We start from the raw sequence: 21,113 nt of genomic DNA, 5'->3' as shown, positions 1-21,113 counted from the left end.
TGAAATTTAGGACTTCACCAGCCCCACCGCAGTGAGCACTTCTTTCGTGCGCGACTGCTCATCCGCAAGGACCTTGGCGAAGGCGTCGCCGGAGACATAGGCATCTTCCCAGCCCTTGGCCTTCAGGATCTCCTGCCACTCCTTCGACTTCACTAGCTTGTCCACCGCCTCCGTCAGGGCCTTCTTCTGGTCGGCGGAGATGCCGGGAGGGGCCACGACGGCACGCCAGTTGGCGATTTCGAGGTCGATGCCCTGCTCCTTGATGGAGGGCACGTCCACATTGGCCGTCTTGGTGGCCGAGGTCAGGCCGATGAGGCGCAGCTTGCCCGCCTTCACCTGGCTCTCGAACTCGCCATAGCCCGAAATACCCGCCGTCACCTTGCCGCCGAGGATAGCCGCCAGGGCCTCGCCGCCGCCGGAGAACGGGATGTAGTTGATCTTGGTCGGGTCGGCGCCCGCAGCCTTGGCGAAGAGGGCAGCCGCGATGTGGTCGACGCCGCCGGCGGAGCCGCCGGCCCAGGTCACCTTGGCCGGATCGGCCTTGATGGCCGCGGCGAGATCCTTGGCGTTCTTGATCGGCGAGTTGGCCGGCACCACGATCGCCTCGTATTCCGTCGTCAGGCGCGCGATCGGCGTCGTCTGAGCGAGGGTGACCGGCGAGTTGTTGGTGAGAAGAGCGCCGACCATCACGTAGCCCATGACCATGAGTTGGTTGCCGTCGCCCTTGGAATTGTTCACGAGCTGGGCGATGCCGATGGAGCCGCCGGCGCCGGGAACGTTCGTGACCTGCACGCTCTTGGCGGTGCCGGACTGGGTGAAGGCCTGCTGCATCGAGCGGGCCGTCTGGTCCCAGCCGCCGCCGGGCGCTGCAGGAGCCATGATCTTCAGCTCCATCTGCGCTGCTGCCGATGTCACGAATCCTGCGACGGTCGCTGCAACGATCGCGCTGCGCCAAAGACTCTTGCGAAACTGACTCATTCTGTTTCCTCCCTTGACGCCAACTCTACGTCAAAGCGTCTGCGGCAGAACCTAAAGAGGGAACGGGAGAGCGGCAAGCGCCTTGCTTCTTTATCGCCGTTGAACCTTCGCGTAAGAGCTTCTCCTTACGGCGGGCAGCCATGTGCCCGAAGCAGGGCCGGCGGGCGACTTCGTCCGAAACCGTCCTTATATGAATGGTTGTAAGACAAGAATTGAGCGGAGACCGCACCATGTCGTCATTCGATGTTGACCTCTTTGTGATCGGAGGCGGCTCCGGCGGCGTGCGTGCGGCGCGGATCGCGGCGGGATACGGCGCGAAGGTCATGCTGGCGGAAGAGTATCGGGTCGGCGGCACCTGCGTGATCCGCGGCTGCGTGCCGAAGAAGCTGCTGGTTTATGCCAGCCGCTTCGCCGACGATTTCCACGATGCGGAAGGCTTCGGCTGGAGCCTCGGCGAGACCCGCTTCGACTGGGCGACCTTGATCCGCAACAAGGACAAGGAGATCGACCGGCTCGAGGGCATCTACCGGGCCAATCTCGAGAAGGCAGGCGTCGAGGTCGTCGACAGCCGTGCCGTGATCGAGGACGCGCATACGATCCACCTCCTCAAGTCGGGAGCCCGCATCCGTGCCCGCACCATCCTGGTGGCAGTGGGTGCCCATCCGACCCTGGAGCCGGTCATTCCCGGCGGCGAGCTCGGCATCACCTCGAACGAGGTCTTCCATCTCGAAACCCTGCCGAAGCGCATTCTGGTGGTCGGCGGCGGCTATATCGCCGTCGAGTTCGCCGGCGTGTTCGCCGGGCTCGGCAGCGAGGTCACGCTTCTGCACCGCGGCGAGAAGCTCCTGCGCGGCTTCGACGAGGATGTGCGCGATGCTCTCGGCGAAGCCTATGCCCAGCGCGGCATCAAGCTCGCCCTCGGCAGGACGCTCACGAGCCTGGAGAAGACCGCCGACGGCATCGCGGCGAGCCTGTCGGACGGTTCGGTTCTCACGGTGGACCAGGTTCTCGTCGCCACCGGACGACGGCCCAACACCAAGGGACTAGGACTTGAGAATGCAGGCATCACCGTCGACGAGGTCGGCGCCATTCCCGTGGACGGCTATTCCCAGACCCTCACCCCCTCGATCTATGCCGTGGGCGACGTCACCAACCGGGCCAACCTGACCCCCATCGCCATCCGCGAGGGTCACGCCTTCGCGGATACGGTCTTCGGCGGCAAGCCGACGATCGTCGACCATGACCTCATCCCCACCGCCGTTTTCTCGACGCCGGAGATCGGCGTGATCGGGTGCGGCGAGGCTGCGGCGCGGGCGATCTATGGCGAGATCGACGTCTATAAGACCGCCTTCCGGCCCATGAAGGCGACGCTTTCGGGCGGCAAGGACCGGGTCTTCATGAAGCTCATCGTCGAGAAGGCCACCGACAAGGTGCGCGGCGTGCACGTCATGGGCCACGACGCAGGCGAGATGATCCAGCTCGCAGGCATCTCCGTTACCATGGGCGCCACCAAGGCCGATTTCGACCGCACCGTCGCAGTTCACCCAACGGCAGCGGAAGAGCTGGTGACCATGCGCATGCCCGTGGTGGTCAAGAAGCCGGTGGCGGTGGGATAAGCCATGACGCTCCTGGAAGCCTATGCCTACTTCGGTATCCCGGTCATCGCCGTGGCGATGGGGTTTGGTGCCCTTTGGATGTCCAGGCGCGCAAGCCGTAAGCGTCCCGCGCGTTGAGTTCTCCTCCAGATTCGAGTTTCCCGTTTCAACACCTTGCTCAATTTCTCAGGAAAATGTTGAAACTCGGCCTTGAGCCGCCTGAAGGGATCGTCTCCAGGTCGCGGCCTTTCGACACTCGCCTTTTTGAATATGTCGTGTATAGGTGCCGGTTCATGCCGCTTGTTGCGGCGCACGATGAGCATTGAAGAAAGGACGCGGGGGTTAGTGTCATGAGCGAGCGGTGGACGCCCGACAGCTGGAGAAACAGGCCGATCCAGCAGGTTCCGGCCTTTCCGGACCTTGAGGCGCTTGAGAGCGTCGAGCAGCAGCTCGCCGGCTTTCCCCCGCTGGTGTTTGCGGGCGAAGCCCGCAAGCTGAAGCGCACCCTGGCCAAGGTCGCCAAGGGCGAGGCCTTCCTGCTCCAGGGCGGCGACTGCGCCGAGAGCTTCGCCGAGCATTCGGCGGACAACATCCGCGATTTCTTCCGTCTCTTCCTCCAGATGGCGGTGGTGCTCACCTATGCCGGCGGTTCGCCGGTGGTGAAGGTCGGCCGCGTCGCCGGCCAGTTCGCCAAGCCGCGCTCGGCTCCGACCGAGACCATCGACGGCGTCGAACTGCCGAGCTACCGCGGCGACATTATCAGCGACATCGCCTTCACGCCCGAGGCCCGCACGCCCGATCCGCGCCGCCAGCTCATGGCCTACCGCCAGTCGGCGGCGACGCTCAACCTGATCCGCGCCTTCGCCACCGGCGGCTACGCCAATCTCGAGAATGCGCATCGCTGGATGCTCGGCTTCGTGAAAGATTCGCCGCAATCCTCGCGCTACACCGAGCTCGCCGAGCGGATCACCGAGAGCCTGAACTTCATGCGGGCCATCGGCATCGATCCAGAGACGCATCCCGAGATGCGCTCGACCGATTTCTACACCAGCCACGAGGCGCTGCTGCTCGGCTACGAGGAGGCCATGACCCGGGTCGATTCCACGACCGGCGACTGGTACGCCACCTCCGGCCACATGCTCTGGATCGGCGACCGCACCCGTCAGCCCGACCATGCCCACGTGGAATACATGCGCGGCATCAAGAATCCGATCGGGCTCAAATGCGGTCCGTCGATGTCGCCCGATGGGCTCCTCAAGCTCATCGATGCCCTCAACCCCGAGGACGAGGCCGGACGCCTCACCCTGATCTGCCGCTTCGGCGCCGACAAGGTGGGCGATCACCTGCCGGGCCTCATCCGGGCGGTTCAGAAGGAGGGGCGCACGGTGGTCTGGTCCTGCGATCCGATGCACGGCAACACCATCAAGGCGGCCTCGGGCTACAAGACCCGGCCGTTCGAGCGGGTCATGGGCGAGGTGCAGGACTTCTTCGCGATCCACCAGGCGGAAGGCACGCATGCGGGCGGCATCCATCTGGAGATGACCGGCAAGAACGTAACGGAATGCACCGGCGGCGCCCGTGCGCTCACCGATGCGGATCTGCGCGACCGCTACCACACCTATTGCGATCCGCGCCTCAACGCGGAGCAGGCGCTGGAAATCGCCTTCCTGACCTCGGAGCTGATCAAGCGCGAGCGCCAGTCAAGGGAACAACCGGCCGCCCTCGCGGCGGAGTAAACGACTGGGCAGACTAAGCAAAAGGGGCGCCGATGGCGCCCCTTTTGTTTTACGCATACGCTACTCTACTGAATTTAGTCGTCAGCTCAGATAGCCCATGAAGAAAAGAATAAGAATGATCGGCAGCGGAATGCCGATGAGCCAGAGCAGGCCACCTTTCATCATGTCAGTCTCCCATGTAATTTGTGCAGGAACAACGAACTGAACTGTTGCGGGTTCCCACAAAGCTTGAGCTTTGAAAAATTCCTTGTCGCGACCCTGGAAAGGTCTCGGGGAAAGGTCGCAGGCCTCATTGCTGAGCAGGGATCTGCGCGCTAAATCCCGATACATGGCTCAGAACATTCTCAAGATCGCTCTCGCTCAGCTCAATCCCATCGTCGGCGACGTAGCCGGCAACGAGCAGAAGGCTCGCGAGGCCCGCGCGGAGGCGGCCCGGCTCGGCGCCGACATCGTGATGTTCGCCGAGCAGTTCCTCGCGGGCTATCCGGCCGAGGACCTCGTGCTGAAACCGGCCTTCCAGGATGCCTGCCGCGCCTCGCTCGAGCGCCTCGCTCGCGAGACGGCCGATGGTGGACCTGGCATGCTCATCGGGCTGCCCTGGCGGGAGGAGGGCGAGCTCTACAACGCCTACGCGCTTCTCGACGGCGGCTCCGTTTCGGTGCGCTTCAAGGTCGACCTGCCCAATTACGGCGTCTTCGACGAGAAGCGCAATTTCGCGGCCGGACCTTTGCCCGGGCCGGTGAATTTCCGCGGCATCCGCTTAGGCCTTCCGATCTGCGAGGACATCTGGACCGGCGATGTGGTCGAGTGCCTTGCCGAGACGGGCGCCGAGATGCTGCTCGTGCCCAACGGCTCGCCCTATTGGCGCGGCAAGACCGAGGAGCGGTTCAACATCGCGGCGGCGCGCGTGACGGAGAGCGGGCTTCCGCTGGTCTATCTCAACCAGATCGGCGGCCAGGACGAGCTGGTCTTCGACGGCGCCTCCTTCGTGCTCAACGCCGATTGCTCGCTCGCCTGCCAGCTGCCCGCCAACGAGGAGGTCGTCGCGCTCACAACCTGGGAGAAGGGCGAGGACGGCTGGGCCTGCCGCGAGGCGCCCATCGACACGGTGGAGGAGGGCGAGGAGGCCGATTATGCCGCCTGCGTCCTCGGCCTGCGCGACTACGTGGACAAGAACCGCTTCCCGGGCGTGGTGCTCGGCCTCTCCGGCGGCATCGATTCCGCCATCTGCGCCGCCATGGCGGTGGATGCGCTGGGCGCCGAGCGTGTCCATTGCGTGATGCTGCCCTTCCGCTACACCTCCGGCGAGTCGCTCAAGGATGCCGAGGAATGCGCCAAGGCGCTCGGCGTGCGCTACGACATCCTGCCGATCGTGGAGCCCGTGGAGGGCTTCGAGGCGGCGCTGCAGCCGCTCTTCCAGGGGCGGGAGCGAGACATCACGGAGGAGAACCTCCAAAGCCGCGCCCGCGGCACGATCCTCATGGCGATCTCGAACAAGTTCGGCGCCATGGTGGTGACCACCGGCAACAAGTCGGAAATGTCCGTGGGCTATGCCACCATCTACGGCGACATGAACGGCGGCTTTAACCCGATCAAGGACCTCTACAAGATGGAGGTCTACCGCATTTCGGCCCTGCGCAACCGCTGGAAGCCGAAGGGCGCCTTGGGCCCGGACGGCATCGTCATCCCCGAGAACATCCTCACCAAGGCACCCACCGCCGAGCTGCGCGAAAACCAGAAGGACCAGGATTCCCTGCCTCCTTACGAGGATCTCGACGAGATCCTGCGCGGCCTCGTGGAGCAGGAGCTGCGCGTCTCCGAGATCGTCGCGAAGGGCTATGACCTTGAGGTGGTGAAGAAGGTGGAGCGCCTGCTCTCCATCGCCGAATACAAGCGCCGCCAGGCGGCGCCCGGCGTGAAGGTCACGCGCAAGAATTTCGGCCGCGACCGCCGCTACCCTATCGTCAACCGCTACCGTGATCAGGGCCTGGAGACGCACCGGAAGGACGAGGCACTGGAGCGCGCGATCGGCAAGCCGCGCACCGGGGCGGTGGACGTGTGAGGCGTGCCCGAACTCTCCTCCCCCTTGTGGGGAGGAGTTGGAGGTGGGGGTGTAAGCGTCACGCTGGTCCAGTTCCGCGCCAACACCCCCACCCTAGCCCTCCCCGCAAGTGGGAGAGGATAAGGTTCGAGCACTGTCAAACGCTCGTCACCCCTTGCGCGGCCGGGCTCCCTTCGCCATAGCATCTGCATGTCCAAGCCCATCGTCCGCTTCGCCCCGTCCCCGACCGGGCATATCCATATCGGCAACACTCGCGTCGCCCTGCTGAACGCACTCTATGCGCGCCGGGAGGGCGGCACCTTCATCCTGCGCTTCGACGATACGGATCTGGCGCGGTCGAAGAAGGAATTTGCGGATTCGATTGAGGCCGATCTGGAATGGCTCGGCATCCCGCCCGGTGTGACCCTGCGCCAGTCGGACCGGTTCGAGCTCTACGATGCCGCTGCCGAGCGGCTGAAGGCGGTCGGCCGGCTCTATCCCTGCTACGAGACGCCCGAGGAGCTGGAATTCCGCCGCAAGCGCCAGCTCGCCCGCGGCCTGCCGCCGATCTACGACCGGGCGGCCCTCAAGCTCACCGACGAGGAGCGCAAGGCGCTCGAGAAGGACGGGCGCAGGCCCCATTGGCGCTTCCGTCTCGACCCGACGAACGTCGCCTGGGAAGACCTCGTGCGCGGTCATTGCCACGTGGACTGCAGCTCGCTTTCCGATCCGGTGCTGGTGCGCGAGGACGCGACTTATCTCTACACGCTGCCGTCCGTGGTGGACGATATCGAGCTCAACATCACCCATGTGATCCGCGGCGAGGATCATGTCACCAACACGGCGGTGCAGATCCAGATCTTCGAGGCGCTCGGTGCGGATGCCCCAACCTTCGCGCATCACAGCCTGCTGATCACCGCAAGCGGCGAGGGCCTGTCGAAGCGCCTCGGCCATCTCTCGATCAAAGGTCTGCGCGAGGCCGGGCTCGAGCCGCAGGCGGTCGCCTCATTGGCGGTGCTCGTCGGCTCGGCGGAGGCCGTGCGGCCGGTGGCGGACCTCGACGAACTCGCCCGCCTGATCGATTTCTCCCACATCTCCCGCGCTCCGGCGAAGTTCGACGAGAGCGAGCTCGATCATCTCAATGCCCGCCTCATCCATGAGATGCCCTATGACGCCGCCCGCGAGCGGCTCGCCCAGCTCGATGCGGATGAGGGCGAAGCGTTCTGGAATTCGGTGCGCGGCAATCTGACCAAGCTTCGTGACGCGGCCGAATGGGCCAAGGTCGTGCGCGGTCCGGTGACGCCCGTGATCGAGGACAAGGCCTTCATCGAGGCCGCGACAGGCGCTCTGCCGGCGGCCCCCTGGGACGGCACCACCTGGAAAGCCTGGACCGAGACGGTGAAGGCCGCCACCGGCGTCAAGGGCAAGGCCCTGTTCATGCCCCTGCGTCTCGCGCTCACCGGGCTCGACCACGGTCCGGAGCTGGGCGCGCTGCTGCCGCTGATCGGCCCCGAGCGGGCGAGGGCGCGGCTGGCGGGGCAGGCGGCTTAATATCTCGCGCTTTTCCCTCCCCCTTGCGGGGAGGGGTAGGGGTGGGGGTGGTCTGACTGGGTGAGCGATCGAACCGGTCAGATGCTGTACTTGCCTTCAGGCACGCTGAACCTTCCTCCGAGTTCTGACTTTGCGACCCCCACCCTCGATCCCTCCCCGCAAGGGGGAGGGAGGAGACGCTACGCCTTGATCTTGTAGCCCGTCCTAAAAACCCACCAGACGGCGATGAGGCAGGCCAGCATGAAGACGAGCGTCATGGCGAGGCTCAAGCCCACGCCCACATCGGCGACGCCGAAAAAGCTCCAGCGGAAGCCGCTCACCAGATAGACCACCGGGTTGAACAGGGCCACATTCTGCCAGAAGGGCGGCAGCATGTTGATCGAGTAGAAGCTGCCTCCGAGGAAGGCCAGCGGCGTCACGATCATCAAGGGCACGACCTGCAGCTTCTGGAAGCTGTCGGCCCAGATGCCGATGATGAAGCCGAAGAGGCTGAAGGTGATGGATGTCAGCACCAGGAACGCGAGCATCCAGAGCGGATGCTCGATGGAAAAGTTCACGAACAGCCGCGCGGTGATCAGGATGATGAGGCCGATGATCACCGACTTCGTCGCGGCCGCGCCCACGTAGCCGATCACCGTCTCCAAAGCAGAGATCGGCGCGGAGAGAAGCTCGTAAATGGTGCCGGAGAATTTCGGCATGTAGATGCCGAACGAGGCGTTCGAGATGCTCTCCGTCAGAATGGAGAGCATGATCAGACCCGGCACGATGAAGGCGCCGTAGCTGACGCCGTCGATGCTCGCCATGCGCGAGCCGATGGCGGAGCCGAAGACGATGAAATAGAGCGAGGTCGAGAGCACCGGCGAGGCGATGCTCTGCATCAGCGTGCGCCAGGTGCGCGCCATCTCGAAGAGATAGATGGCCTTGATGGCATAAAAATTCACGAGCGCCCCCTGACCAGGCTGACGAAGATCTCTTCGAGCGAGCTCTCGGAGGTCTGCAGATCCTTGAAATCGATGCCGTGCTCGTTCAGGCGCCGCAGCAGGCCGGCGATGCCCGTCTCATGGCTTTGCGTGTCGAAGGTGTAGACCAGTTCCGTGCCGTCGGCGGAGAGGTGAAGGCTTTCGGATTGCAGCTCGCTCGGAAGGGCGGAGAGGGGGTTCTGCAGGTGCAGCGTCAGCTGCTTCTTTCCGAGCTTCTGCATCAGGACGTTCTTGTCCTCGACAAGGATGATCTCGCCCTTGCTCATCACCCCGATCCGGTCGGCCATCTCCTCGGCCTCCTCGATGTAATGGGTGGTCAGGATGATGGTGACGCCGTTCTCGCGCAACGCGCGCACCATGTTCCACATGTCCCGCCGCAGCTCCACATCGACACCGGCGGTGGGCTCATCGAGGAAGAGGATATTGGGCTCGTGCGACAGGGCCTTGGCGATCATCACGCGGCGCTTCATGCCGCCGGAGAGAGTCATGATCTTGCTGTCGCGCTTTTCCCACAGCGAGAGGTCCTTCAAGATCTTCTCGAGATAGGCGGGGTTCGGCGGCTTGCCGAAGAGGCCCCGACTGAAGGTCACGGTCGCCCATACGCTCTCGAAGGCGTCGGTGGTCAGCTCCTGCGGCACGAGACCGATCTTGGTGCGCGCGGCGCGGTAGTCGCGCACGATGTCGTGGCCGTCGGCGGTGACCTGCCCCGTGCTCGGATTGACGATCCCGCACACGATGCTGATGAGCGTCGTCTTGCCGGCGCCGTTGGGTCCGAGCAGGGCGAAGATCTCGCCGCGCCGGATCGTCAGGTCGACCGTCTTCAGCGCCTGGAAGCCGGACGCGTAGGTCTTGCTGAGACCCGAGATGGCAATGATATGATCCGATGCGCCAGCGGGCCGGGGCATGTGGGGGGATTCGAGCGGTTTCATGCGGGGGGTGATAGCATGACGGGACGCGGTGCGGAATGCGGACCGTCCTGTACAAATCCGCCGCCATCACCGGCCTTGTGCCGGTGATCTCGATTGGCAAGAGGCACGGCGCTTCACCTTATCGGGATGGCCGGCACAAGGCCGGCCATGACGTGATCCTTAAAAGGGCTTCAATTCTGCGCGTGCGGAACCGGGATCAGGTTGGGGGCGATCACCCGCACCGTCTTCTTCTGTCCGTCGCCGGCCACGACCTCCTGCTTCGAGCCCTCGCCCTGGCCGACCACCGCGTCGTTCTCGATCGATTGCGGGCCGATGCCGGCGGATTCCTTGCTGGCGGTGGGGGCGGCGGCGGCGATCTCGGCGGCCTCCTTGGTCTCCTCGTCGGCCTTCTTGTCGGCCGCCTTGCGGGCCTGGACCACCTTCGGACGCGACATCTCCTCCGCCTTCTCGGCGGTGACGATCAGGTCGCCTTTGCGCTGCTGGAGCATGCTCTCGGCCTTGCGCAGGACCGCGGCCCAGCTCTCGTCGGACTTCTTGCAGGCGCAGCTCTCGTCGAAGGACTTGCGGAACTTGAAGGCGTTCGCCAGCGACGTGTAGGGCTGGTTGCTCGACAGCGAGGCAGCCCGGTTGAGGCCGCTGTCGCCGCCCGGATAGGCATAGGCGAGGGTCTCGGTGCCGGGGCAGAGGGACTGGCACATCTCGTTGGCGCTCTGGCCCCCGCCGGGCGGGGTGACGAGCGGGAAGAAGGAGCCGTCGCAGGTTTTCACGCAGATCAGGCGTCCGCCGCCGAGGGAGGGCGGTCCGTCATCTGCGATGATCGGCTGGCCCTCGGGCATGATCTGCTGCTGCGGCTGCTGCTGGCGCGGCGCGCCGAAGAGCGATTCGAAGAAGCCGCGCGGCTGATCGGTGGAGCAGGTCTGCTGGACCGCGACCTGAAGTTGACGGCGGCGGGCGTCGATCTGGCCCTGGTCGAGGTTCTGCGAGGCGAGGCGGGCATAGCCGCCCTCGAGCTGGCGGATCTGCTGGGCGATCGAGCCGCATTCGGCGGGCGCCGGCCCGGCGAGGAAGCCGAGGGGGCCGCGCTCGCAGCCGATGTTGCGGTAATAGCCGACGAGACGGTTGATCTCCGCCCGTTGGGCCTGCATCTGCCCGGTTGGCGCGCCGCCGACGTTGCCGCCGCGTTCCAGGGCGGCCAGTTCAGCCTGGAAGCGCTGGCACTGCGGCGACTGGGCAAGGGCCGCCTGACCGGCGACCAGAAAGGCCGTCACGGCGATGAGAGAGCGGAGAAATGATGTCTTTGTCATAAAGCTGATCGCAGAACCGGTCCGTTGCGGCGTCATGGGCTTGAGCGAGCTCCTCATGTGCCGGTGGAATTTGACCCTATTGTGATTAACGCCTTGCCCGCTTCGAGGGAAGCTGTCTAGCTTTTCCGTGATTGCTTCCCCGAAGGACATTCCGCATGTACTCCCATACGACCGTCGGAGCAAACGACCTCGCCCGGGCGAAGGACTTCTACGATGCGGTGCTCGAGCCTCTCGGCCTCGAGGTGCGCTATTCCGGGGGTGGCATCATCGGCTGGGGCCCGCCCGGCGGGCGGCCGCAATTCCTGGTGGTGCGACCTTTCGACGGTGGGGATCCGAGCGTCGGCAACGGCTCCATGATCGCGCTGCTCGCCTCGACGCGAAGCGTGGTCGATGCCTGCTACGAGGCCGCCATGGCGCAGGGCGGTTTGAACGAGGGCCGGCCGGCCCTGCGCCCGCAATACCATCGCAACTACTATGGCGCCTATTTTCGCGACCTCGACGGCAACAAGATCTGCATCGTTTGCCACGAACCTGAATAGGCCCTCGTCAAACGCGCAAGCCATACCCACATGACAGCGTAACCGTGGGAGTTGATCGAAACGATGCTTGCTCGAATAGCCTTGGCCCTGACCCTGACGATCGGTGCCGTGACGGGGGCCGCCGCCCAGGACCCGGACCTGATCTTCAAGAAGTCGACGGTCTGGCGGGCGCTTACGCCCGACGACAAGCTCGCCGTCTACGGCATCGACGATCCCCTGGTGGAGGGCGTGGCCTGCCACTACACGACCCCGGAGCGCGGCGGCATTTCCGGCACCTTCGGCGTGGCCGAGGAGGTCTCCGACATCTCGCTTTCGTGCCGGCAGGTCGGCCCGGTGAAGTTCAAGCAGAAATTCGGCCAGGGCGACGTGGTGTTCAGCGAGCGCCGGTCGCTGATCTTCAAGAAGATGCAGATCGTCCGCGGCTGCGACGCGAAGCGCAACACCCTGGTCTATATGGTCTATTCCGACCGGCCCATCGAGGGCTCGCCCAAGAACTCGACCTCGACCGTGCCGCTGATGCCCTGGGGCACCGAGGTCCCGCCGAAATGCGGCGAGTGGCTGAATAAGTAGGACGGTCAATAAGGGCTCGGCTTCGGAAAAATTATCACTCTGCCCTCATCCTGAGGAGCAGCCCTGAGGCTGCGTCTCGAAGGAGGCTGCAGTGCTCTCTAGATCCTCCTTCGAGACGGTCGCTCCGCGACCTCCTCAGGATGAGGTGGGAGATAGAGATTGGCCCTTAAACAGAACCTTCGTTCAGCAGCAGCCGCGCCGCCGTCGCCCACATGATGAGCCCGATGGCGATATCGAGGATGCGCCAGGTGACCGGCCGGGCGAAGAGCGGCTTCAGGAGCCGGGCGCCGAAGCCGAGGGAGAAGAAGAACGCGAAGGAGGCCAGCATGGCCCCTGCCGCGAACCATTCCTTGCCCTCGGCGAACTGGGTCGAGATCGAGCCGATCAGGACAACCGTGTCGAGATAGACATGCGGATTGAGCCAAGTCAGGGCGAGGCAGGTGAGAACGGCCCGCCTAAGGCTCGAGGGTGAGGCCTCCGCCGGCCGCAAGGCTTCCGCTCCGAACGCCGCCGTGAAGCTGCGCGCGCCATAGGCAACAAGGAAGGCGGCGCCTCCATAGAGCAGAACCGTCTCTGCCCAGGGCACGGCCGCACTGAGCTGCGTGAACCCCGACACCCCTGCCAGAATCAGCACCGCATCCGAGACCGCACAGGTCAGGCACACGGCGAGGGCGTGCTCGCCGCGCAGGCCGATCCGCAGCACGAAGGCGTTCTGCGCCCCGATGGGGAGGATGAGGCTGAGGCCGAGGAGGAACCCGGCGAGGAGGGGCGCAGTCAATTCTGGTCACCATCGATTGGGGTCGACGCTTGCTAGGCCCGGTATTAGGATTAGGAAAGATAAATTCCCTGATCTTGATTTAGAGAAATTAATTCGATGCTGGATTATGCGCTTCTGTCAGCCTTGGCGGCCGTGGTCCGGACCGGTAGTTTCGAACAGGCGGCCCAGCATTTGAACGTGACGCCCTCGGCCGTGTCCCAGCGGATCAAGCTCCTGGAGGAGCGGATCGGCGCCGTCCTCATCGTGCGCGGCCAGCCCTGTCTCGCAACCGAAATCGGCGAGCGCCTGTGCCGGCACGTCGATCAGGTCGCGCTCCTCGAAGCCTCGCTCAGGCAGAGCCTTCCCGGTCTGCAGCATGATGAGCGGCCGGTAACCCTTCGGATCGCGGTGAATGCGGACAGCCTCGCCACCTGGTTCATTCCGGCCATGGCACAGACGGACGGCCTGCTGTTCGATCTCGTCCTCGATGATCAGGATCACAGCGCCGATTGGCTGCGGCGCGGGGAGGTGGTGGCGGCGGTGACGTCGCACGGCGAGCCGGTCCAGGGCTGCAACTGCCATTCCCTCGGGTCCCTGCGCTACATTGCGACCGCGAGCCCCGGTTTCGTCGAACGGTGGTTCCCCGATGGGTTCGACGAGGCGGCGGCGCGGCGGGCGCCATGCCTGATCTTCAACCGGAAGGATCGGCTGCAGACGATCTGGCTGAAGGAGGCGCTCGGTACGGAGATCAGGCCGCCGCTGCATTGGCTGCCGTCGTCGCAAGCCTTCGTAGACGCTGCCCTAGCCGGTCTGGGCTGGGGAATGAATCCGGAAATGCTGGTGCGGGAGGATCTTCGGGAGAGGAGGCTGGTGGCCTTGACGCCGTCGCTGCCCCTCGATGTGCCGCTCTTCTGGCAGCAGAGCCGGATCGTCGGTCCCCTGCTGGCGGATCTGAACCGGGCCGTCCTGAACGCGGCCCGGACCTTGCTGACACCGTCTCCGGCCGAAGCCTAACGGTGTCGTTTTCGGAGAATTGGGCTCAGTTCGAGCAGGTGACCGCGACCGGCGGATCCTTCGGGCCGAGGGAGGCCTTCTGAATGTTGCCGGTAAACTCTTCCGGAGAAACCTGGCGGAAGGAAAGCGCCTTGGCATAACCGTGGGCCTCGCACCAGGAATCGGCCACAACTTGGCCACAAGCCTGGTTTGAGATCAGGCATTCCGCGGCGCCGTAGCCGTCCGCAGCGGGGACCATGAAGGTGGATTGGGTCGAAGAGGCCTGGGTGCCGTTGGGGAGCAGCGTCAGGGACGCAGCGGCGAAAAACACGACAGTACCCATTCCGAGCATGGTGAATGCGCGGCGCATCGAAGACCTCATTGGTTGAACTCGTGCGATTATGACACGAGTGTGCGTGAACAAAGCTCTAACGCGCTTGGCCGGAACGCGTTTCATGCGCCCGTGCAAATAAAACATGCTTACCAAATCGGAAACCTTGACGTCTAAGGGGCGAAAAGGCATTGATGGCTTCATGAACACGGCAGCGATCCTCATTTCCAGGATTATTTGGGGCTAGCGCACTTCGCTGGCTGGAGCCGTCTCGTTCTCGTTCCAAGATCGAAACCACCCTCCGGCCTGCGGCCTGACAGGGATTTGGTTTCATGGCGGTCCAGCTTCGGCTCTACAACACGCTGACCCGGTCGAAGGAGGTTTTTCACCCGATCGACCCTGAGAACGTGCGCCTCTACGTCTGCGGACCCACCGTTTACGACTACGCCCACATCGGCAACGCCCGCCCGATCATCGTCTTCGACCTTCTCTTCCGTCTGTTTAGACATGTCTACGGCAACGCTGCCGTAACGTATGTGCGCAATATCACGGATGTAGACGACAAGATTAACGCCCGCGCCGCCCGGGATTACCCCGGCCTGGCCCATAACGAGGCGATCCGCGAAGTCACCCGCAAGACAGAGGAGCAGTTCCACGCCGACATCCGGGCGCTGGGCGTGCTCATGCCGGAGGACGTGAACGAGGCGGGCAAGGCCCCGCGCTTCGTCGAGCCCCGGGCGACCGAGCATATCGACGAGATGCGCATGATCATCGAGCGGTTGATCGCGCGCGGGACGGCCTATGTGGCCGAGGAGCACGTGCTCTTCTCAGTTGCGGCCATGCAGAACCTGCCGAACGTCCCGAAATATGGCGCCTTCTCGAAGCGCTCCCTCGACGAGCTGCTCTCAGGCGCTCGCGTGGACGTGGCGCCCTACAAGCGCGACCCGATGGACTTCGTGCTCTGGAAACCCTCGGGACCGACGGATCCAGCCTGGGCCTCGCCCGCCGGCATCGTGACCCCGGGCCGCCCCGGCTGGCACATCGAGTGCTCGGCCATGGCGTGGCGGCACCTGGTCCAGGCCTTCGAGACGCGGCTTTCCTGCAGCGATCCGACGGAGCGCGAGATCTTCGACATCCATGGCGGCGGCATCGACCTCGTCTTCCCGCACCACGAGAACGAAATCGCGCAGTCCTGCTGCGCCTTCGACACGCCGCGCATGGCCAATGTGTGGATGCACAACGGCTTCCTGCAGGTGGAAGGCGAGAAGATGTCGAAGTCGCTCGGCAACTTCTTCACCATCAACGAGCTGCTTCAGGATTGGCCCGGCGAGGTTTTGCGCTTCAACATGCTGCGCACCCATTACCGCCAGCCCATCGACTGGACGGTGAAGGGGCTGGAGGAAAGCGAGAAGAATCTCGACCGCTGGTATGAACTGGCGGGCAAGGGAGAAACGGCTTTCCTCTCGGACCAGATCGTCGATGCGCTCGCGGACGATCTCAACACGCCGAAGATGCTCGCGGAGCTCCATGCCCTCGACGGGCAGGGCGCTTATGAGGAGCTCGGCGCGAACCTTCGTTCGCTCGGCTTCCTGCTCGAAGGTGCGGAGGGCTGGACGGCGCGTAAGCAGGCGGCATTGAGCGTCGATCCCGCGCAGGTCGAAGCCCTGATCGCCGCCCGCAAGGAAGCGCGCGCCGCCAAGAACTGGCCTGAGTCCGACCGCATCCGCGACGAGCTCGCGGCATTGAATGTCGTGGTGAAGGACAACAAGGACGGCACCACCACCTGGGAGGTGGCGCGATGATTGATGCTACCTTCCGAGACTCCAGCTTCGTCTCCCTCTGTCCTCATCCTGAGGAGGCGCGCAGCGCCATCTCGAAGGAGGTTCCAGAGAGCACCGGATCCTCCTTCGAGACGCAGACTGCGTCCGCTCGTCAGGATGAGGTAAGTGGCAATTGCAGCTGTGAAGGGGCGCGCTGATGGGACAGGCCATGCCGAAGCCGGGGCTTCGTCCCTTCCTGCCGGCGGACCTGCCGGTCCTCGTCGACATCTACGATGAGAGCATCGCGGAACTGACCGGCGAGGATTACAGCGCGAGCCAGCGGGAAGCCTGGATGGCTCTCGCTGAGGACGATTCCTTTGCCGAGAAGCTGACGAAGGGCCTGACCCTGATCGCGACCGTCGAAGGCTCTCCCGTCGGCTTCATTGCGCTGAAGGACAACGAGGTCATCGAACTTTTCCATGTGCATCCGGCCGTGGCGGGCCAGGGGATCGGCACGCTGCTCTACGACGCCGTCGAGAAGCTTGCCGGCGCGCGCGGTGCTGCGCGCCTCGTGGCGGAGGTCAGCGACAATGCGCTGCCCTTCTTCCAGAAGCAGGATTTCCAGCCGCAGCGCCGCAACACCATGCCGCTCGGCGACGAATGGCTCGGCACCACCACCATGGAAAAGCGACTGGTGCCGCAGGAAGACAGGAAGTTGTCGTCATGAGCCGTGAACGCGTCTATCTCTTTGACACCACCCTGCGCGACGGCGCGCAGACGACCGGCGTGGATTTCTCGCTCGATGACAAGAAGGCGATCGCCACGCTCCTCGACAGGCTCGGCATCGATTACGTGGAGGGCGGCTATCCGGGCGCGAACCCGCTCGACACCACGTTCTTTGCCGAGAAGCGCACGAAGAACGCCAAGTTCACCGCCTTCGGCATGACAAAGCGGGCCGGGCGCTCGGTCTCGAACGATCCCGGTATCGCAGCTCTGCTCGAAGCGGACGCCGATGCCATCTGTTTCGTCGCCAAGGCGTGGGACTACCATGTGCGCGTGGCGCTGGAGACGACGCCGGAGGAAAACCTCGCCGGCATCCAGGACAGCGTCGAGGCCGCACGCGCAAAGGGCCGCGAGGTGCTCGTCGATTGCGAGCATTTCTTCGACGGTTACAAGGCCAAGCCCGATTATGCGCTCTCCTGCGTGAAGACGGCCTATGAGGCCGGTGCGCGCTGGGTCGTGCTCTGCGACACCAATGGCGGAACGCTGCCGCATGAGGTCACCGAAATCGTCACCGCCGTGACCAAGGTCGTTCCGGGTGTGCATATCGGCATCCATGCCCATGACGATTGCGGCTGTGCGGTCGCCAACTCTCTTGCTGCTGTGGAAGCAGGCGCGCGTCACATCCAGGGCACGCTCAACGGTCTCGGTGAGCGCTGCGGCAACGCCAATCTCATCACGCTCATCGGTGCGCTGAAGCTGAAGGACGGCTACGCCGCCCGCTTCGATCTCGGCGTCACGGATGATTCATTGAGCCAGCTCACCCATGTCTCGCGGCAGGTGGACGAGATCCTCAACCGCCAGCCGAACCGGCATGCGCCCTTCGTCGGCGCCAGCGCCTTTGCGACGAAGGCCGGCATCCATGCCTCCGCTGTGCTCAAGGATCCGCGCACCTACGAGCATGTGGAGCCGGAAATCATCGGCAACGCGCGAAAAGTTCTCGTCTCCGATCAGGGTGGCCAGTCGAATGTTCTTGCTGAGCTGAAGCGCTGCGGCTTCGAGCTGGAGAAGGGCGATCCGCGCATCGCGCGCGTGCTCGACGAGGTGAAGCGCAAGGAGTCCGAGGGCTTCGCATTCGAAGGCGCGGATGCGTCTTTCTACGTGCTCGTCAAGCGCATGCTCGGCGAAGTGCCAGCCTTCTTCGACGTGGAGCGTTTCTCCGTCAACGTGGAGCGCCGCTTCAACGCGGTCGGGGAGTTGGTGACGGCGTCGGAAGCCATCGTGAAGGTACGCGTGGGCGATGAGGTGCTGATCTCCGCCGCCGAAGGCAACGGCCCGGTCAACGCGCTCGACGTCGCGTTGCGCAAGGATCTCGGCAAGTACCAGAACCTGATCCAGGATCTCGAACTCGTCGACTATAAGGTCCGCATCTATCAGGGCGGCTCGGACGCCGTGACGCGCGTGCTGATCGAGTTCATGGACGCCTCCGGCGAACGCTGGACCACGATCGGCGTGTCGCCGAACATCATCGACGCGTCCTTCCAGGCACTGACGGATTCGATGGTCTACAAGCTGTTGAAGGGCGGCGCGAGGCTTTAAGATAGCGAAGCTTATGAACATCTGCCTTCATCCTGAGATCGCGAGCGACCGTCTCGAAGGACGCTCCAGTGCTCTCTGGAATGTGGCTTCGCTGAAATTATTGACACTGGGCCGCCCATGACCGTCTCGATCCTGCTGCCCCTCTTGGGAATCCTTCTGGGCGGCGTATTTCTTTCCACGCAAGCACCCATCAACGCCGCCCTGGCGCGATCTCTCGGCGATCCGGTGCTGGCCGCCTGCATCTCGTTCGGAATCGGCTTCATCGTCCTCGCCGCGATCAGCGTCGTTCGCAGCGCATGGCCGCCCGGTGGCGCCATTGCCGCGGCGCCCTGGTGGTCCTGGTTCGGCGGCTTCCTCGGTGCCTTCTACGTCGCCATCGTGATTTGGGGCGTGCCGCAGCTCGGCGTCGTCAGCACAGTGGCCGCCCTCGTCTTCGGGCAGGTGGCGGCAGCCCTGATCCTGGATGCGATCGGCGCCTTCGGCCTTCCCGTCCAGGCCATTACCTGGCAACGGCTCCTCGCGGCCGGGATGATTCTTGGCGGGCTGGTGCTGTCGCGGGCGGGGTGAGAACAGCCATCCGCCTAAAACTTCGTCTCGATCATGTCCGCATTCTCGACGATTCCCACCCGCCGCGCGGAGGCTTCCAGCATCGGGATGACCTCCTCGACACGTTCGGCGACGAGATAGTTGAGCTCCAGTCCGGGGCGGATGAAACCCTGTTCGCGCATATGGGCGATGAGGGTGAGGAGCGGCTTCCAGAAGCCCTTGGTGCTGAGCATCAGGATCGGCTTGGTGTGCCGTCCGAGCTGCGACCAGGTCATCTGCTCGACGAGTTCCTCCAGGGTCCCGATTCCCCCGGGCATGGCGACGAAGGCGTCGGCCTTCTCGAACATCAGACGCTTGCGGGTGTGCATGTCGGGCACGACGATGGTTTCCTGCACGTCCTCGAGGAGCTTTTCCCGGGATTTCAGGAAATCCGGAATGATTCCCGTCACATGGCCGCCGCTGTCGAGAACGGATTGCGCCACGGTGCCCATGAGGCCCACATTGCCGCCGCCATAGACAAGGTTGATGCCGCGCTCGGCCATGGCGCGGCCCAATGCCGCCGCATTCTCGGCGAAAACCGGGTCGTCCCCGAAGCCGGAGCCGCAGTAAACACAAATGGATCTAACAGGTTTGGTGGATTGCATCGGTATCTCGCGGAGACTGGGAGCCTCCCGCGCTGAGTCGTAGAGGATTAATTTGTCCTTTATGGCCGTAGCCTTTTGAAAGATAAACGGTTTAAATGCACGAAAGTGCCGCGTTCGAGAAAAAGCCCCATGGCGTATCCGAAGGAAATCAAAGGAACTCTTGCGCTGCTCGGCGCCGCCGCTGCAGCCGTTGTCGCAGTTCTCCTGGGAGTGCTTTACTGGTCGTGGTCCGGCAGGACTGAAGCGCCGCAGAACGCGGTTCCGGCGCAGACGGCACAGAACCCCGCTGAGCCTCAGCCGGCGCCGGGCCAGCCGAATCCGAGCCAGCAGGCTGCGGCCAAGCCGGGCGCCCCGAGCGAGGCTCCTGCAGCCCCCGCCAAGGATGCGCCCATCGTTCCGTCCTTCGACCTCGTGCGGGTGGAGCCCGACGGGGAGAGCGTGATCGCGGGGCGTGCAGCGCCCGGGGCCACCATCGAGCTCCTGAGGGGCGACCAGGTCCATGCCCGCGCCGCCGCGGATGCCTCGGGCCTGTTCGCCATCGTTCCGCCGCCCCTGCCGCCGGGCTCGCATCAGGTCGCGTTGCAATCCATCGCCCCCGACGGCACCCGCCAGCGGTCCGAGCAGATCGTGACGGTCGTCATAGCCGACGCCAAGACGCGGCCCCTCGTGACGCTGACGACGCCGGACAAGCCCACGGTCGTGCTGTCGAACCCGATGCCGCCGGAGAAGGTGGCGGAGACCAAGCCCGCCGAGCCCAAGGCCGAGTCCAAGGCCGAGCCGAAGGCGGCCGAGGCGAACCCAGCCACGTCACAGCCCGCTCCGCAGCAGCAGGCCGCCGCTTCGCCGAACTCCCCGCCGGCGCCTCCCGCTCAGCCTGCGGCGCCGACGCCGCGTCCCGAGATCAAGATCGTCACGGTCGATGCGGAGGAGGGGAAGCTCTTCGTCTCCGGCCTTTCTGCGCCGGGAGCCACCATTCGCCTCTACCTCAACGAGAGCTTCATCGCGCCGGGCGGGTCCGGCGGCGACGGCAAAGTGTCGTTCTCCATCGGCGGCGGCGTGAAGCCGGGCGATTACCGGATCCGCCTCGACGATGTCGATCCGGTCTCGGGCAACGTCAGGTCCCGCGCCGAAGTGGGCTTCAACGTGCCGGTCCAGGTGGCCTCCGCCCAGCCTGGGGTTCCCGCTTCGTCGGCGACCCCGGCACAGGCGGCTTCCGGCGGCGCTCAGCCTCAGGCACAGCGCGACGTGGCCTCGAGCATGCCCCAGGGGCAGGTGGCTGGTGCCGGAACGGTCGTAATCCCGAACATCAACACGGCCATCGTCTCCCGGGGCGACAATCTCTGGCGGATCAGCCAGCGGGTTTACGGCAAGGGCCTGCGCTATACCGTGATCTACGGTGCGAACCAGGAGCAGATCCGCAACCCGGACCTGATCTATCCCGGCCAGGTCTTCGTCCTGCCGGGCGATCAGGAGGCCAAGAGCAACTGAGCGGGCCGCCGGCTCCGGCGCGACCCGCGCGCCGCTCACGACAGGCTGGAAC

Annotated in this window: 20 protein-coding genes; 12 read left to right on the top strand and 8 right to left on the bottom strand. The window is 64.6% G+C overall.

Annotated elements, in window-relative coordinates; translation table 11 throughout:
* Nucleotides 1–6 precede the first annotated feature (6 nt).
* On the bottom strand, nt 7–978 hold the full coding sequence (locus BB934_RS04200; RefSeq protein ID WP_099508503.1) for a Bug family tripartite tricarboxylate transporter substrate binding protein: 972 nt from the start codon (nt 976–978) through the stop codon (nt 7–9).
* Nucleotides 979–1,208: 230 nt separating this feature from the next.
* Between BB934_RS04200 and gor the strand changes: the two genes are divergently transcribed.
* Together gor and BB934_RS04190 are read left to right on the top strand one after the other, a co-directional pair.
* Nucleotides 1,209–2,594: a glutathione-disulfide reductase gene (gene gor, locus BB934_RS04195; RefSeq protein ID WP_099508502.1), complete on the top strand. Its 1,386-nt coding sequence runs from the start codon at nt 1,209–1,211 to the stop codon at nt 2,592–2,594.
* A gap of 329 nt (nt 2,595–2,923) precedes the next feature.
* Nucleotides 2,924–4,309, top strand: coding sequence for a class II 3-deoxy-7-phosphoheptulonate synthase (locus BB934_RS04190; RefSeq protein ID WP_099508501.1), 1,386 nt, complete (start codon nt 2,924–2,926; stop codon nt 4,307–4,309).
* 81 nt (nt 4,310–4,390) lie between these two features.
* Here the strand turns inward: BB934_RS04190 and BB934_RS46855 are convergent, their stop codons facing one another.
* Nucleotides 4,391–4,639: a hypothetical protein gene (locus BB934_RS46855; RefSeq protein ID WP_157934027.1), complete on the bottom strand. Its 249-nt coding sequence runs from the start codon at nt 4,637–4,639 to the stop codon at nt 4,391–4,393.
* Here BB934_RS46855 and BB934_RS04185 point away from each other — a divergent pair.
* Both BB934_RS04185 and gltX read left to right on the top strand, forming a co-directional pair.
* Entirely contained in the window at nt 4,638–6,371 is a 1,734-nt protein-coding gene (locus BB934_RS04185; RefSeq protein ID WP_099508500.1) for an NAD+ synthase, read from the top strand. The two genes, BB934_RS46855 and BB934_RS04185, sit on opposite strands and share 2 nt — an antisense overlap.
* A 189-nt stretch (nt 6,372–6,560) precedes the next feature.
* Nucleotides 6,561–7,901: a glutamate--tRNA ligase gene (gltX, locus tag BB934_RS04180; RefSeq protein WP_099508499.1), complete on the top strand. Its 1,341-nt coding sequence runs from the start codon at nt 6,561–6,563 to the stop codon at nt 7,899–7,901.
* A gap of 179 nt (nt 7,902–8,080) precedes the next feature.
* Here gltX and BB934_RS04175 read toward each other — a convergent pair whose 3' ends face one another.
* The 3 genes from BB934_RS04175 to BB934_RS04165 form a co-directional block, all read right to left on the bottom strand.
* Complete coding sequence (locus BB934_RS04175) at nt 8,081–8,842, bottom strand: ABC transporter permease (protein ID WP_099508498.1); 762 nt, start codon at nt 8,840–8,842, stop codon at nt 8,081–8,083.
* A complete protein-coding gene (locus BB934_RS04170; protein ID WP_099508497.1) occupies nt 8,839–9,786 on the bottom strand; it encodes an ABC transporter ATP-binding protein in 948 nt (315 codons plus the stop codon). Before BB934_RS04170 ends, BB934_RS04175 begins: the two co-directional genes overlap by 4 nt.
* Before the next feature lie 194 nt (nt 9,787–9,980).
* On the bottom strand, nt 9,981–11,114 hold the full coding sequence (locus BB934_RS04165) for a DUF2865 domain-containing protein (protein ID WP_157934026.1): 1,134 nt from the start codon (nt 11,112–11,114) through the stop codon (nt 9,981–9,983).
* A 155-nt stretch (nt 11,115–11,269) separates the two neighbouring features.
* Here BB934_RS04165 and BB934_RS04160 point away from each other — a divergent pair, with 155 nt between their 5' ends.
* Together BB934_RS04160 and BB934_RS04155 are read left to right on the top strand one after the other, a co-directional pair.
* Nucleotides 11,270–11,653, top strand: a complete 384-nt coding sequence (locus BB934_RS04160; RefSeq protein WP_099508495.1) for a VOC family protein — start codon at nt 11,270–11,272, stop codon at nt 11,651–11,653.
* 63 nt (nt 11,654–11,716) lie between these two features.
* Nucleotides 11,717–12,223 carry a CreA family protein gene (locus BB934_RS04155; RefSeq protein ID WP_099508494.1) on the top strand — a complete coding sequence of 169 codons (507 nt, stop codon included), beginning with the start codon at nt 11,717–11,719 and terminating at the stop codon, nt 12,221–12,223.
* Nucleotides 12,224–12,389: 166 nt separating this feature from the next.
* On the opposite strand, the gene BB934_RS04150 is transcribed toward BB934_RS04155, so the two are convergent.
* Nucleotides 12,390–13,001, bottom strand: coding sequence for a LysE/ArgO family amino acid transporter (locus BB934_RS04150; protein WP_099508493.1), 612 nt, complete (start codon nt 12,999–13,001; stop codon nt 12,390–12,392).
* Nucleotides 13,002–13,097: 96 nt separating this feature from the next.
* On the opposite strand from BB934_RS04150, the gene BB934_RS04145 reads away from it, so the two are divergent.
* Nucleotides 13,098–13,994 (top strand): LysR family transcriptional regulator ArgP, encoded by an 897-nt coding sequence (locus BB934_RS04145; RefSeq protein WP_099508492.1) that lies wholly within the window; start codon nt 13,098–13,100, stop codon nt 13,992–13,994.
* Nucleotides 13,995–14,019: 25 nt separating this feature from the next.
* Here BB934_RS04145 and BB934_RS04140 read toward each other — a convergent pair whose 3' ends face one another.
* Nucleotides 14,020–14,343 carry a hypothetical protein gene (locus BB934_RS04140; protein WP_099508491.1) on the bottom strand — a complete coding sequence of 108 codons (324 nt, stop codon included), beginning with the start codon at nt 14,341–14,343 and terminating at the stop codon, nt 14,020–14,022.
* Between the two features lie 293 nt (nt 14,344–14,636).
* Here BB934_RS04140 and cysS point away from each other — a divergent pair, with 293 nt between their 5' ends.
* The 4 genes from cysS to BB934_RS04120 all read left to right on the top strand — a co-directional run bounded on the left by cysS (nt 14,637) and on the right by BB934_RS04120 (nt 18,950).
* Nucleotides 14,637–16,106 carry a cysteine--tRNA ligase gene (gene cysS, locus BB934_RS04135; RefSeq protein WP_099508490.1) on the top strand — a complete coding sequence of 490 codons (1,470 nt, stop codon included), beginning with the start codon at nt 14,637–14,639 and terminating at the stop codon, nt 16,104–16,106.
* Nucleotides 16,107–16,281: 175 nt separating this feature from the next.
* Nucleotides 16,282–16,791, top strand: coding sequence for a GNAT family N-acetyltransferase (locus BB934_RS04130; RefSeq protein WP_099508489.1), 510 nt, complete (start codon nt 16,282–16,284; stop codon nt 16,789–16,791).
* On the top strand, nt 16,788–18,383 hold the full coding sequence (gene cimA, locus BB934_RS04125) for a citramalate synthase (protein ID WP_099508488.1): 1,596 nt from the start codon (nt 16,788–16,790) through the stop codon (nt 18,381–18,383). Before BB934_RS04130 ends, cimA begins: the two co-directional genes overlap by 4 nt.
* A gap of 117 nt (nt 18,384–18,500) precedes the next feature.
* On the top strand, nt 18,501–18,950 hold the full coding sequence (locus BB934_RS04120; RefSeq protein WP_099508487.1) for a DMT family transporter: 450 nt from the start codon (nt 18,501–18,503) through the stop codon (nt 18,948–18,950).
* A gap of 14 nt (nt 18,951–18,964) precedes the next feature.
* On the opposite strand, the gene BB934_RS04115 is transcribed toward BB934_RS04120, so the two are convergent.
* Entirely contained in the window at nt 18,965–19,573 is a 609-nt protein-coding gene (locus BB934_RS04115) for an LOG family protein (RefSeq protein WP_099508486.1), read from the bottom strand.
* A gap of 129 nt (nt 19,574–19,702) precedes the next feature.
* Between BB934_RS04115 and BB934_RS04110 the strand changes: the two genes are divergently transcribed.
* Nucleotides 19,703–21,061 (top strand): LysM peptidoglycan-binding domain-containing protein, encoded by a 1,359-nt coding sequence (locus BB934_RS04110; protein ID WP_099508485.1) that lies wholly within the window; start codon nt 19,703–19,705, stop codon nt 21,059–21,061.
* Nucleotides 21,062–21,113: the final 52 nt, after the last annotated feature.

Origin of the sequence: Microvirga ossetica, from assembly GCF_002741015.1 — a bacterium.
Lineage (GTDB): Bacteria > Pseudomonadota > Alphaproteobacteria > Rhizobiales > Beijerinckiaceae > Microvirga > Microvirga ossetica.
Note: the sequence above shows the minus strand (reverse complement) of the source record. Positions and strands in the feature narration are given on the sequence as shown.